Annotated in this window: 13 protein-coding genes; 9 read left to right on the plus strand and 4 right to left on the minus strand. The window is 41.9% G+C overall.

Annotated elements, in window-relative coordinates; all coding sequences use genetic code 11:
* Nucleotides 1–79 precede the first annotated feature (79 nt).
* The 3 genes from ispD to WS34_RS02280 all read left to right on the plus strand — a co-directional run bounded on the left by ispD (nucleotide 80) and on the right by WS34_RS02280 (nucleotide 3,252).
* Nucleotides 80–790 (plus strand): 2-C-methyl-D-erythritol 4-phosphate cytidylyltransferase, encoded by a 711-nt coding sequence (ispD, locus tag WS34_RS02270; protein WP_022160595.1) that lies wholly within the window; start codon nucleotides 80–82, stop codon nucleotides 788–790.
* Nucleotides 778–2,193 (plus strand): capsule assembly Wzi family protein, encoded by a 1,416-nt coding sequence (locus tag WS34_RS02275; protein ID WP_022160596.1) that lies wholly within the window; start codon nucleotides 778–780, stop codon nucleotides 2,191–2,193. The genes ispD and WS34_RS02275 overlap by 13 nt, the downstream gene beginning before the upstream one ends.
* Nucleotides 2,194–2,289: 96 nt before the next feature.
* Nucleotides 2,290–3,252 carry a glycosyltransferase family 9 protein gene (locus tag WS34_RS02280; protein WP_022160597.1) on the plus strand — a complete coding sequence of 321 codons (963 nt, stop codon included), beginning with the start codon at nucleotides 2,290–2,292 and terminating at the stop codon, nucleotides 3,250–3,252.
* Here WS34_RS02280 and WS34_RS02285 read toward each other — a convergent pair.
* Nucleotides 3,249–4,535, minus strand: a complete 1,287-nt coding sequence (locus WS34_RS02285) for an O-antigen ligase family protein (RefSeq protein ID WP_022160598.1) — start codon at nucleotides 4,533–4,535, stop codon at nucleotides 3,249–3,251. The two genes, WS34_RS02280 and WS34_RS02285, sit on opposite strands and share 4 nt — an antisense overlap.
* Before the next feature lie 608 nt (nucleotides 4,536–5,143).
* On the opposite strand from WS34_RS02285, the gene WS34_RS02290 reads away from it, so the two are divergent.
* From WS34_RS02290 to WS34_RS02305, 4 genes are read left to right on the plus strand one after another with little or no spacing between them, the layout of a single operon-like run.
* On the plus strand, nucleotides 5,144–6,193 hold the full coding sequence (locus WS34_RS02290) for a pyridoxal phosphate-dependent aminotransferase (protein ID WP_046402890.1): 1,050 nt from the start codon (nucleotides 5,144–5,146) through the stop codon (nucleotides 6,191–6,193).
* On the plus strand, nucleotides 6,190–6,921 hold the full coding sequence (locus WS34_RS02295; RefSeq protein ID WP_046402893.1) for a phosphocholine cytidylyltransferase family protein: 732 nt from the start codon (nucleotides 6,190–6,192) through the stop codon (nucleotides 6,919–6,921). The genes WS34_RS02290 and WS34_RS02295 overlap by 4 nt, the downstream gene beginning before the upstream one ends.
* An 8-nt stretch (nucleotides 6,922–6,929) precedes the next feature.
* Nucleotides 6,930–7,982 (plus strand): CDP-glycerol glycerophosphotransferase family protein, encoded by a 1,053-nt coding sequence (locus WS34_RS02300; RefSeq protein ID WP_046402895.1) that lies wholly within the window; start codon nucleotides 6,930–6,932, stop codon nucleotides 7,980–7,982.
* Nucleotides 7,983–7,996: 14 nt separating this feature from the next.
* Complete coding sequence (locus WS34_RS02305) at nucleotides 7,997–8,746, plus strand: lipopolysaccharide kinase InaA family protein (protein WP_022161275.1); 750 nt, start codon at nucleotides 7,997–7,999, stop codon at nucleotides 8,744–8,746.
* A gap of 82 nt (nucleotides 8,747–8,828) precedes the next feature.
* Here the strand turns inward: WS34_RS02305 and WS34_RS02310 are convergent, their stop codons facing one another.
* Nucleotides 8,829–9,890, minus strand: coding sequence for a glycosyltransferase (locus WS34_RS02310; protein ID WP_041557054.1), 1,062 nt, complete (start codon nucleotides 9,888–9,890; stop codon nucleotides 8,829–8,831).
* An 18-nt stretch (nucleotides 9,891–9,908) separates the two neighbouring features.
* Nucleotides 9,909–10,685 (minus strand): glycosyltransferase family 2 protein, encoded by a 777-nt coding sequence (locus WS34_RS02315; protein ID WP_046402897.1) that lies wholly within the window; start codon nucleotides 10,683–10,685, stop codon nucleotides 9,909–9,911.
* A gap of 195 nt (nucleotides 10,686–10,880) precedes the next feature.
* On the opposite strand from WS34_RS02315, the gene WS34_RS02320 reads away from it, so the two are divergent.
* Nucleotides 10,881–11,636 (plus strand): lipopolysaccharide kinase InaA family protein, encoded by a 756-nt coding sequence (locus tag WS34_RS02320; protein WP_013613681.1) that lies wholly within the window; start codon nucleotides 10,881–10,883, stop codon nucleotides 11,634–11,636.
* A 7-nt stretch (nucleotides 11,637–11,643) separates the two neighbouring features.
* On the opposite strand, the gene WS34_RS02325 is transcribed toward WS34_RS02320, so the two are convergent.
* Complete coding sequence (locus WS34_RS02325; protein ID WP_013613680.1) at nucleotides 11,644–12,135, minus strand: dihydrofolate reductase; 492 nt, start codon at nucleotides 12,133–12,135, stop codon at nucleotides 11,644–11,646.
* A 225-nt stretch (nucleotides 12,136–12,360) separates the two neighbouring features.
* Between WS34_RS02325 and WS34_RS02330 the strand changes: the two genes are divergently transcribed.
* Nucleotides 12,361–13,374 carry a glycosyltransferase gene (locus tag WS34_RS02330; RefSeq protein ID WP_286693600.1) on the plus strand — a complete coding sequence of 338 codons (1,014 nt, stop codon included), beginning with the start codon at nucleotides 12,361–12,363 and terminating at the stop codon, nucleotides 13,372–13,374.
* The last annotated feature ends 1 nt before the right edge of the window (nucleotide 13,375 follow it).

Here is a 13,375-nt window from a genome sequence, read left to right on the forward strand (position 1 = left end):
ACTGCTTTCTGCTTTATTCCTGCGAATATTCCTAAAAAATATTACCTTTGTCTCCAATTATTTACCAGTGTGCTTTATCATGCTAAATATTGCCGTCATATTAGCCGGGGGTTCAGGACAAAGAGCCGGAGGGGGTATTCCAAAACAATTCAAAAAAATAAACGACAAAACGATTTTGGAATACAGCCTTGAAAAATTCAATTCAGCCCCTTCGATCGATGAAATTACCGTTGTCATTCATCCCGAATGGCGACAAGAGTGTGAACATATCCTTTCAGACTGCCGTATTTCCAAGGTAAAACATCTTCTCGACGGTGGTAAAGAACGTTATCATTCTGTTTTAGCCGCGTTGAAATTTTATGCCGGCCGCCCGTGTAATCTGCTGATTCACGATGCTGTACGTCCGTTGGTCACCCGGAGAATAATCGAGGAGGTCATCACCGAACTTCAAACTTATAAAGCTGTCAATGTGGCTATTCCCGCCACAGATACAATCATCGAAGTCGATCCCACCCATGCCTATGTCTCCCGCATTCCGGATCGGAATATTTTGTACCAGGTACAAACTCCTCAAGGATTTCACAACCAAACTTTACAAGAAGCTTATGCCCTGGCATTGAAAGATCCGGATTTTAAAACGACCGATGACTGTAGTGTCGTTAAGAAATACCTCCCTCAGGAAGAGATCAAGATCGTGAAAGGAGAAGCGTGTAACATGAAATTCACTTATAAAGAAGATATTATCATACTAGAACAACTATTAAAAAACGAAGGAAAATGCTACGTCTAACAGCTCTTATTTTACTGTTTATCGGGGGATTACAAGGTTATGGTCAGGACCGGAAAGGCTATTACCAGGCCGAAATCGGTGGTGGAGTAACAGCAGACCGGCTTCCTTTCTGGCTGCATACCAACACATTTGGAAAAATCACAAACGACACTTATTTGTGGGGGACTGTCGGAGTAGGTACTCCTTTCAGTAAAAGCGATACCCGTGCTTTCGACTACTCATTCGGATTCGAAGGTACCGGTGCTTTAGGTCGTAAAGAACACCGCATTTTCATCGACCAGCTTTACGGTCGTGTACGCTGGCAAAACCTGATCCTGGATTTAGGTATCATCAAACCGGAAATTGTTTACGACGGTCTGTCTTCTACCAACGGAGACATGCTGTATTCGACCAATTCCCGGAGTATGCCAGGTATTAATCTCCATACACAGGATTTTATCAAAATTCCCTGGATAGGGAAATGGGTGTCTTTCAAAGCCCGGTACGGAGAATACCTCATGATCGACGATCGTTATGCCGGTAACCGTACCCGCTTACATCACAAAATGCTGGACATCAGATTTACGATCATTCCCCAGCTCAGCATCGAAGCCGGACTCGACCACTATGCCCAATGGGGAGGAGAGACAGAAAAAGACGGTAAACTCCCGACCTCTTTCAAAGATTATGCCCGGGTGGTACTTATTAAAGCCGGAGGAGGGGATGCTCCTGAAAATGAAATCAATAAACTGGGGAACCACATCGGTAATGAGTTTTTGAAAATAAGATATAATAACGAGCGTTGGGGGGCTGAGTTCTATTACGATCATATTTTCGAAGACGGATCGGGTGAAAAATTCAGAAACCGTCCCGATGGACTCTACGGACTTTATTTTACCCGGAAAAAGAATTTCAAATGGTTCAAAAGTTTCGTCTACGAATTTTATTATACCAAATGCCAGAGTGGCCCCTTCCACAATGATCCGGTCAGCGGAGAGGTCGTCGGAGGTAACGATAATTATTTCAATAACGGAATTTATCAGTCGGGGTGGACATTCTACGGTCAAGTGATCGGTTCGCCCTTTTTCACTCCCAAACCGGAAGAAGCCAGCGGGATAACCCGGGGTGTACTCAATAATCGTTTTTATGCCCATCATCTGGGAATTTGCGGGGATCTGCCGGGAGATATCCGTTACAAACTCATGATGAGCTACTCCCTGAATTACGGGACCCATTCGGTCCATTTCATAAACAAAAACGGCGAATATACCACTAAACCTCAATTCAGCTGGGGCTTGGAACTCATTGCTCCGGACACCAAGCTTCCTTTCCATACAGCGCTGAATGTCGGGTTTGATAAAGGCGATTTATTAAAGAACAGTTTCGGCATCATGCTTAAAATATTTAAAACGGGATTTTTTTAAATTTTTCAAATAAAACAAAACCAAATTTATGACTTGAATCGTATATGTAAAAGCATAGTCTATCGACACAACTAAGGATAAAAACAACAACCAGTAATGAAAAAAATAATTATCAGGACCCCTAATTTCATAGGGGACACGATAAATACGACTCCTTGTTTAGAGTTGATAAAACAGGAGTATCCGGAAGCGGAATTTACTATTGTCGGACCGGATTTTGTCAGGGAATTATTTAAATACGATCCCCGGATTACTCATTATATTACTTTCCCGCTCAAACGGAAGAAAAAATTATCTACCTATTGGAAAATTGTCAGGGAATTAAGAAAAGAAAACGGTGAATTAGGTGTCATTTTTGTAAATACCTTTATTTCTGCTTTGCTTTTCAGATTAGGAAATGTAAAAAAGAATATCGGTTACAATAGAGAAGGCAGAGGTTTTCTGCTGGATTTCAGTCCTGAGATCAATTATCACAAACATTACATCAACCGATATGCTTTTTTATTCAATGAGTATATCGGGAACAAATACGTGTATTTACCCGAATTATCGCTCCGGCACACCGGTCAGAAGACTTTCCAATTCGATAATTCGCATAAGACCATCGCTTTATATTTGGGAGGCGAGAACAAAGAATTCCGGAAATATCCGGATGAATATGCGGTTCAGCTCCTCAGGCTGTTGAATCGGCAAGGCTACAACCTCTTGCTTATCGGGGACGAAAACGACAACATCAAACACACCCAATATGCCGAGGAAGCCCGTATCGATCATCTGATCAATCTGACAGCACGCACAACTATCGAAGGTTTTATCAATACGATAGCCAATGTCGATTTGATCATTACCATCGATTCGAGTGCTCTCCATATAGCGGCTGCCGTAAAAACTCCTTTTATCGCCCTGATGGGCCTTTCTACCAGCCCGACATCGACAATCCTTCCTAAAGTTCCGCTAGGACGGATATTGAAAATAGAAAATAATCTGATCCGGGAAGAAGATTATATCCGTAATATCACCCCGGACCTGATACTGAAAACCATTTCCGAATTGATTTAATCGCTTTCGTGTTCTAAAGCATAGAATTGATCCCGGAAGACATAAAACATCATTAAAAAGAACATGACAACCGGAAGTGCGTCATTTACGATCAGCAATACTTCAAAATTACTGTCAATAAAAAAAGCGACCAGGAGCGATAAGGCAAGAAAAGAATATTTTTTGCTACAGATCATGCTTTTTACAGGATACACAAACCAACTCAGTATGAAAGCCAGTCCGACCACACCCATCAACATCCAGTATTGCAGATAAGAATTGTGGCTATGAGTCAGCGAAGCGACAACCCGGTTTCCCGATGCCTGATACCATTGTTTCGACACCACATTCGTATACACCCCTAATCCCCAAATTCCCCACGAATCGATATTTTTCAAACAAGACTGATAGAAAACGATCCGGGGTACTAAAGTAGATCCCCCATCTAATTTTCCATTATTCACATCTTCAATCTCCTGTTTCAACTGTATCCACCTTTGATCGAAACTCGCCGGACGAAAAATATATCCGCTTATTCCAACAAGCAGAATTACCCCGATAAACATCCAACGCTGCCATACGGAAAGTTTTCTAAAGAAATAAAGATTGAAAATAACGAAACCACATAGAAAAGAGAGTATCGAACTTTTTGTGACTGTCAGGCTAAGCAACCATACGAACAGAGCAAAAGCAGTGAAAGCGATAACTTTCTCGCCCATTTTCGTACGGATAATTCCGAAGAAATAAGCGATTAAAGCAGCCGCATAAATCTGTAAAGCCTGTGCATCCAGATAGACTTCACCATTTAAAAAGTGCTTGGTACCCCCAAAACGACTGGCATACAAATTTTGCACGACAGTCTGTGGAGCAGTAAACCAATTCTCCCCTCCAAGATGAAAAAGCATGACCAAATTGAAAGTCAGGACACTGATACAAAAACAAAGTAAAAATTGCTTCAATAACCGCAAACTGACAAAACTTTTCAACGAAATAACATACAGCACTCCCAATAAAAATACCAGAAATTCTTTTTCAAAAATTCCGAATCCCGGTTTCAGCCCGGCATATTTTCCGGAAGTCACAATAATCAAGGTATGAACAGCTGAATATAAAATATAAATGACCGGGATTGCTACATAATACTTGTATTTTTTTATATTCCTTACAAAATCATCTTTATATTTGACGATGTTATAAATTAATCCTAAAGCGATCAAACCCGTTTGCATAGCATGGAACAAGGCCCCCCAAGTCCCGATAAAAAAAGCAATAAGCAAAAAAAGCTTGCTTTCCAGATTCTTCATATGAATTATTTTATTCAGACCTTAATTTGATGAATGGTGCAAAAGTACAATATAATTTTGATTTGGCACTTATATCTGTTTACATTAAACGTAGAATTATTCTGTCGTTACTTATTCGTCTTCGGTGATCGGGATTGGCGACCCGGTCTTGATTTAAGAAAGCTTATTCTCACTGGAAATAATCCGGACGGTCCGGCTTCCTGCTGCTGCAAATTTCCGGTTGTATTTTCTTTGCCGGTTAGCTCTGCCGTGAGATGCAGGGGTTTATGCCGGAAGACCATTGGAGCGGGAACGAGGATCCGGTTAGGTTTTCCGAACGCCCGACCGGTGGTGTCTGACGGAAACGTAACGTAAAGTTTTTTGCGCAGTGAGGAGTTCCGCCGGTCAGAGAAGGAAAGCCTTAGCGGACCGTTCCAGGCGACCCGGTCTGACGGTATAAAACCCGAAATCGGAATAGATAGAAAAAAATAAACCTACGTTTTATTCGTGTTAACAGGTATATAATTGCCATAAAATTTTACAGAATCGGTTTTGTATATTTTTATTTTATATTTTTGCATATTCCAGGGATTCAAATTATCCCTGCAGATTTAGAAAAAAATATCAACATGGAAAAAAAAATCACCTATCTTGACCGGAACGAATATAACTATGGACCTTGTCCAGCAGTAGGAGAAGTACTTAAGAATTTCGATCCGAACAATCTTTGTTTCTATACCCGTATATATGATGAAGGTAAAAAAAGTATATTCTCAGATTATCTCTCTTCGATCTATAATATTCCTGAAAAACAAATCATTCTCGGTTATGGTGGAGAAGATATCCTGAAACAAGTGGTACACTGCTTTTTATCAGGTAAAGAAAAACAAAAGACATTATTGATCCCTAAATTTTCATGGTGGTATTATAAATCGATAGCCGATGAAGTAGAGGGACGAAGTGTACTTTATCCTTTATACGAAGAGGGAAATACGTTCAAATACGATTTCGAAGCGATGAAAGAAGCTATCCGGAAAGAAAATCCGGAAATGATATTGATTGCTTCGCCCAATAATCCGACAGGGAATTCCCTGACTTCTGAAGAACTCGATCAGATTCTTTCTTTTATTTCGCCGGAAACAGTGGTCGTTATCGACGAAGCTTATGCTTCTTTCGCCAACAAAGATACCAGTTATATAAAACCTTTATTGGAAAAATTTCCGAATCTGTTGATTGTACGGACTCTATCTAAATTTTACGGACTTCCCGGATTACGTTTGGGTTTCGCTTTCATGGGAACTGCATTAACCCGCTTTTTGAACTATAGTACCAAATATTTGGGTTATAACCGTTTATCGGAAGAACTGGGAATTGCCGTATTGAAATCGACAGACTACTATCAGCAAGTTGCCGATCAAATGGCCGAAGACCGGCAAATGTACATGAATGAACTGAATACCCTCGAGGGCTTCAAAGTATACCAGTCGAATGCGAATTTCATTCTGGTGAAGTATCCGATCGAACTGAAAGCAACTCTTCAGGCTGCCTTTAAAGCCAAAGGATACCAGATCAAATTCATGAACGAACCGGATATCAATACTCACATGCGTATTACTTTGGGCACACATCGCCAGAATGTCGAAGTAATCGCTACGATAAAAGAAGTCGTCGCACAATGAAAGCTATTATACTCGCGGCAGGTATGGCTTCACGCCTCCGTCCCCTGACAGATCACAAACCCAAATGTTTGCTGGAAATCGGGAAACAATGTCTGCTGGGCAGAGCTATCGAGGGATTAATTTTTAACGGTATCCGGGAAGTGGTTATTGTCACCGGATACCTGCAAGAACAAATCATCGAATTCGTTCAGGGACACTACCCTGATTTAAAGGTCGAGTATATTTACAACGAAAAATATGCTTCAACCAATAATATCTATTCCCTTTGGTTGACTAAAGATAAAATCCGGGGGGAACGTATCTTACTTTTAGATAGTGACATCCTGTTCGATCCGTTATTGGTAAAAGCCGTATTGGATTGTCCCGACACTACTTGTCTGGCTCTCAACGACCACCCGCTTTCTGAAGAAGAAATCAAGGTTATTCCTGATGCCCAAGGTAAAGTAGCCGAAATCAGTAAAACCTGTTCCATCGGAAAAGCTATCGGGGAATCTATAGGTATCGAAAAAATGTCGGGCGGTTATACTCATGCTTTAGTGGATGAACTCGACCGGATGATTCTGCAAGAAAATCAGGTCAATATTTTTTACGAAGCAGCCTTCGAACGTCTGATCGCCCAAGGTCATACTTTCGGTATCGTAGATACGACCTCGTTTTTTTCTATGGAACTGGATACCGTTGCTGACTTTCAGCAAGCTATTGATAAAATTCCTGCACATTTATTATAATATCTGTTATGCGTATTGTTTTATTTTGTGAACAAAAATATGCCATCAATATTCTGACTCCTATTCAGGAAGAAGCACTGAAAAGCGGAGGACACGATATTTTATGGTATGTCCATTCCCGGAATATCCCTGACTTTCCCTTAAAAGACCGAGTGAAGTGGACCGACAGCATACAAAAGATTTATGATTATTCGCCGGAAGCCATTTTCGTTCCCTGCAACATTGTCCCTTATTATCTGCCGGGCGTAAAAATACAAATCTTCCATGGTTATGCTGCCGAAAAGAAAGACCATTGGGTGATCCGAAGATATTTCGATACCTACTTTACCCAAGGCCCTTTTTTCACCGAAGGTTTCAGTGCTCTGGCAAAAAAATACAAGGATTTCGAGATAGTAGAAACCGGTTGGCCGCGCCAGGATTGGATTTTTCAGAATCTGCATACTTTCGATGAAGAAAAATCCCGGCTGTTACAGCAACACCAACGTGAAAAATTAGTACTTTATGCACCGACTTTTTCGCCTTCTCTCACCTCGCTTCCTCATTTGAAAGCGGGACTCGATAGATTAGTGCAGGAAAAGGATATCCTGTTATTATTAAAATTCCATCCTCTGACGCGTCAGGAATGGACTGATGAATACCGGGAATGGGCAGCCTCTCAACAGCATGTCATCTGGATCGACGATCATAACATTACCAAATATCAGTTGATGGCCGATGTCATGATCAGTGATACTTCATCGACGGTATACGAATTTTTATTACTGAACAAACCGGTAATTACCTTTCAGACGGTAGCCAAAGATATTTATTGGATCGATATACAACAGACAGACGAACTCCCCGAAGCCTATGAACAGGCCCTGCATGACGAAAGTGCCGCACTTAAACGCCAATGGATCATAGACAACTACGATCCTTATCTCGACGGGAAGGTCGGACAACGGATGCTGACCGCTGCCGAAGATTATATCTCCCGGCATGGGGTACCTGCCAAACGAAAACTGAACCTTTGGCGTAAATATACCAGTATCAAAAAATTCGGAAAAATCAAAAAACACTGAAATTCTTATCGTCGATGAAAATTGTCCTGAATCCGGAATACAAATTCCTGCAACAATTTGTACAAGACCTTCCAACCCGTTTCGCCTCGGAAGGGAAAGTCATTCAAGACAAAAGAAATACGATTAAAGTATTCGAATACAAGGAATTGGAAATAAACGTAAAACGTTACAGAGTTCCTATATTCATCAATCGGATCGCATACCGTTTTTTCAGAAAATCAAAAGCGGTCAAAGCTTATTTCAACTCTTTAGAAGTCCGGAAACGGGGGTTTAATACTCCGGAATCTATCGCTTGTATCGAAACCTTCCGGGGTGGTTTACTTCATTACAGTTACTATATCAGCCTTCAATGTCCCTTTCATAAAGAGATGAGAGAACTGTATTTCGGTCCCCTTACGGGTAATGAAGACTTGCTCAGAGCTTTCGCCCGCTACACGGCAGCCTTACATGAAGCCGGTATTTGCCATCAGGACTATTCTCCCGGGAATGTCCTGGTCAACGGGGAAGGCGATTGTTTTCAGTTTGCTTTGATCGATATCAATCGAATGAAATTCAGGCAGATGGACCTAAAAAAGGGATGTAAAAACCTGATGCGGATGTTCGAAAACGAAGAGATATATACTTTCATCGCACAGGAATATGCCCGAAGCAGACATTTCGATCCCCAACAATGTAAGGCCTGGATCCATTATTACAACCACCTCTCTTTAAAAAGAGATTATCGTAAAAAGAAATTCAAGGCATTCAAAAAAAGATTCTTTTAAAGCAGACTCCATTATTGAAAACTGTTCATTTATCGAGGAGCATCCCGTTCCTGTGAGAGACCTTACCGTTTTGTTTAGAATATCATTTTGTCATTATTGCGTCGAATACTCCTTTCAGTCTCCGTACATACTCCTCCATGGTATAATCTGTCCTGATTCGCTGATAACCGGCTTCTCCCATCATTTTGGTTTTTGCACGGTCAGCAGCCAAAACCCGGATCCCTTCGGCAATCGCTTGCGGAGATCCGGCCTGTACGATGATACCTGTCCGCCCGTCGACGACCAAATCCCGGGCCCCCGGAATATCCGTTACGATGCAGGCCACTTTACAGGCCATCGCTTCACGTAAACTACGGGGAGAGGCATCACGGGTCGAAGGACAGATGCAGACATCTTTACCCGGTAAATAATAAACAGCATCTTTATGAGGACCTAACATATGTATTTGTTTCGCAGCAGGGCCATTTTGTGCCAATTTATAGTCGGCTTTATCATACTCCCCCAAATAGATCAAGTGGATGTCCGTATCGGTCAGTAGCTCCAAAGCCCGGATCAAAATCCGTAATCCTTTAAAAGATCTTCCCTTGGTATTGGCCAGGCATATAACTTGAAAAGCGGTCGACGGTATTCCCGCTACGGATTTAGGATGAGCCCATACATCTTCCATCCACATAACCTCGTAGGGTTTCGGAGACACAGTCATTCGATCCGGAGAAATAAACCGGGCAAGTTGTTGTTTTATATCTTCCGTTGCACACATCACATGGGCTATGCGTGGATTGAGAATACCCAGATAATAAGTCGGGTCGCTCCTTCTGATTTTAGCCTGCGTGCCCCGATACCCTACCACCCGGGCAGGTGTCCCCCAGGAAGCGAACAATGCAATGGATAAATCGATGCTACTCGAAGCATAGATTACATCGATACGATATTTCTTTATAATCGAACGCACCTCCTTGATAGAGGCATATTTAAATTTACTTTTAAAATGAGGTATTCTCAAAGCCACACATTCCTTAGGCAAGGCCTCTCGTTCTTCATCAGAAGTATAAGTTGCATAGGTTTCGATCCCCTTCCCCCTCATCGCCTGAAGCATATGGTAATTTATAATATCGATACAATGAAAAACACCGAGCAAACGCATAAAAATCAATATAATTTCCTATTCCGACAACTCCTTCGATATATCCTGTTTCTTTATCCGGTTTTCCCAGATTTTAGCGATTGTAACAAATTTATAAAAGGCATCCATTCCGGCATTGATCACACCGGCCTTCCCATCCCGAAAACCTCCCTTCAAAATATAAGACTTGAAAAAACGATATGCCGGAGCATAAAAAATACTAAGAAAAGTATATTTCTGTCCGGTACGTTTGGGGATCTCTTTGCTGGTGTAAATATTCAGTTTATTCAACTTCAATTCCAGCGGATTGTTGACTAAATGAATAAAAGCCAGCTCTTTTTTATTACGGGGCACCCGGATCACCTTTCCTTCTACCCGGGGAACTGCATGTACATATGGAGGCCAAAAAGCATTTTGCTTACGGAAAAAACGTAAGATATAATCCGGATAATCCCCATGTATGAATTTTCCCATCAAATAATTCTTCCGTGGGATCCAAACTCCACCGATAGCACGCTGTTCCCGAAGGAGAGTATATAAATAATCCTTCAAGTCCGCAGGAACAATTTCATCCGAATCGACCACCAACACCCAATCATAAGTAGCCGAGTGTATGGCAAAATTCCGGGCCGGTTCACAAAAATCGGTTTTCTTATGATAAACGATCTTACAATCGAACTTTCGGGCTATTTCAATCGTACGGTCGGTGCTATACATATCACACACCACAATTTCATCGAATTCTTTCACCGAATTCAGTACCCGTTCCAAAAATTGTTCTGAGTTATAAGTCTGAATAACCACGGATATTTTCATCGCCTCCAATTTAAATGTTCGTTTATTTTGGTAGCGAAAAATCATCCGGTGCGATAAGCCGGCGAATTCTATCCCGGTTAGTATTAGAATGATAAAATTTGTACATCCTAAAAGATTCTTTATCTTTGCCCGACAAATAAACGAAGGTTTTTATTGCCTGAAGTCATCTACGTATTATTAGATAAAAAGGAATAAATGAGGAAAATTATACTCAATCCCCAATATAAATCTCTCTATACCTTCATCGAAACCCTCCCCCAAAATTTCAACGCAGGTGGAGAAATCGTCCAGGACAGACGGAACACGATCAAGAAATTCAAGGTGAATGGTCTGGAAATAAACGTAAAACGTTACCGGGTTCCGATTTTCATTAACCGGATCGCTTATACTTTTTTCCGGAAATCCAAAGCTTGCCGGGCTTACAACAATGCTTTCGAAGTCATCAAACGGGGATTCGAAACCCCTGAATCGATCGCTTATATCGAAGAATTTAAGGGAGGATTACTACATTATAGTTATTATATCAGCCTGCAATGCCCTTACCGACGGGAAATCCGGGAATACTACCAGGGACCGTTACAGGGCAATGAAGCTTTGATGACTGCATTTGCACAGTTTACAGCTGCTTTACACGAAAAAGGAGTTTGCCATGAAGACTATTCGCCGGGGAATGTACTTATCGCACAAATAGACGGACAATACCATTTTTCCCTGGTGGATATCAACCGGATGACTTTTAAACCGATGAACCTCGAAGAAGGTTGTAAAAATTTCAGACGCATGTTCATCAGCGACGAACTCTATATTTTTCTGGCTAAAAAATATGCGCAATGCCGGAATTTCGATCAGGAAGCATGTATCCGGCTGATGTTGAAATACAATCATTATTCCATACGAAGAGATCAGCGGAAAGAACGGTCGAAGGCTATCCGAAAAAAGATTTTCGGATAACTCAACCCTATTCAGCCTTTAAACGATAATCGAGAAATGAGTAATCGAATTCATTTTTCTCATCGGCATAATGATCTTCACGGCCGATCAATTCCCATTTATCCGGATCTATGGCAGGAATGAAAGTATCTCCCTCGGGAGAGGTATGTACTTCTGTCAGATATAACTGCGAAGCCTTATCCCAAAATTCGCGGTAGATCGAGCCTCCTCCGATCACAAATACCCGTTCTTCCCCTTTTAGCAGTTCCAAAGCTTTCGGGATATCCGGCACCACCTCGGCACCAGGGGCGACAAAACCGGGATTACCGGAAATCACCACATTTCTTCGATTGGGCAGCGCTCTTCCCATCGATTCGAAAGTCTTCCGTCCCATCAATATCGCATGACCGGTCGTCAGCGCTTTAAATCGCTTCAAATCTGCCGATAAATGCCAGATCAATCCATTATCCCTTCCGATCACATGATTTTCAGCAGCAGCAACTATAATCGCTAATTCCATATTTTTTCAAATTTAAATACTTAAATATTCAACAAAAATAGGACATAAAACGACAATCCCGAAAAAAAAACGGAATATTCAGGCTGTAAACAGACTTTATAAATCAGTCGGATTGCATATTATAAAAATTTTCCACAACTTTGTCAGGCTAAATCCCGTAACCGACCCGTTAAAATGATGAATTTACTTTGTGTATCCCACACAATTGATATTATTAATTATGGCATGTTGAAAGCCATTCAGGCCAAAGGCTTCAACACTTATGTCACTTATACCACTGAAGACGAGCATAAAGCTATTCCCAAAGACATCACAGGCATCGAAGTGCCTTATTTCCGTAAGAAATTTAATTGGCCGACTATTCAGTGTATCCGTAAAATTATTAAAACCCATCAGATCCATGTCATCTATGCCATTAACAGTTCCGATCTGTCCAATGCCCTATTCGCAACACTTGGAACTCAGGTTAAAGTCGTCGGTTACCGGGGTACACAGGCTAAAATCAGAAGGAGTGATCTGACTTATTATCTAGGCACCCTAAATCCAAGGGTAGCTCACATGATGTGTGCCACCCAGGACATCAAAGAACAGCTGTCTAAATTTATTTCTCCGGCCAAGATGACCGTAAATCCCAAACCTTACGATGTCAACTGGATGAAGGATGCTTTCACTCACCCCCAGTCGGTCGAGGGCATTCCTGACGATGCTTTTCAAGTCGTATGCCTGGCCAATACCAAACACCGTCCTTTCAAAGGTCTCCGGCAACTGATTGCAGGTATGCATCTGATTGAGGATCCCCGGGTACATCTGATTCATTTGGGCGATTACGATGAAGCCGACTACCAACTGGCCCAACAAGGGCCGGCAGCAGCCCGGATTCATATGCTCGGTCTGCGTAAGGATGCCGTCCATTTTCTGCCGGGTAAAGATGTCTGCATCTGTCCCTCTATCCGGGATGCTTCCCCCCGCAGCTTGCGTGAAGCTATGGCTTGTAAGGTGGCTTGTATCGTAACCGATATTCCCGGAGCCCGGGAATTGGTGGTCGACGGACAGACCGGTATGATCATCCGCCCCGACTCACCGGAAGCCATTGCAGCCAGTATCGGAACACTGGCCCGGGATCCCGAAAAAACGAAAGTATTCGGAGAAGCCGGATACCAGCGGATCATCACCCATTATACCATGGAAAAATACGTACAGAATCTGACAAATGTTTTCCAGCAAGTTATCGATAAATAAA

It is taken from the genome of Odoribacter sp. N15.MGS-14 (assembly GCF_000980245.1).
GTDB lineage: Bacteria > Bacteroidota > Bacteroidia > Bacteroidales > Marinifilaceae > Odoribacter > Odoribacter splanchnicus.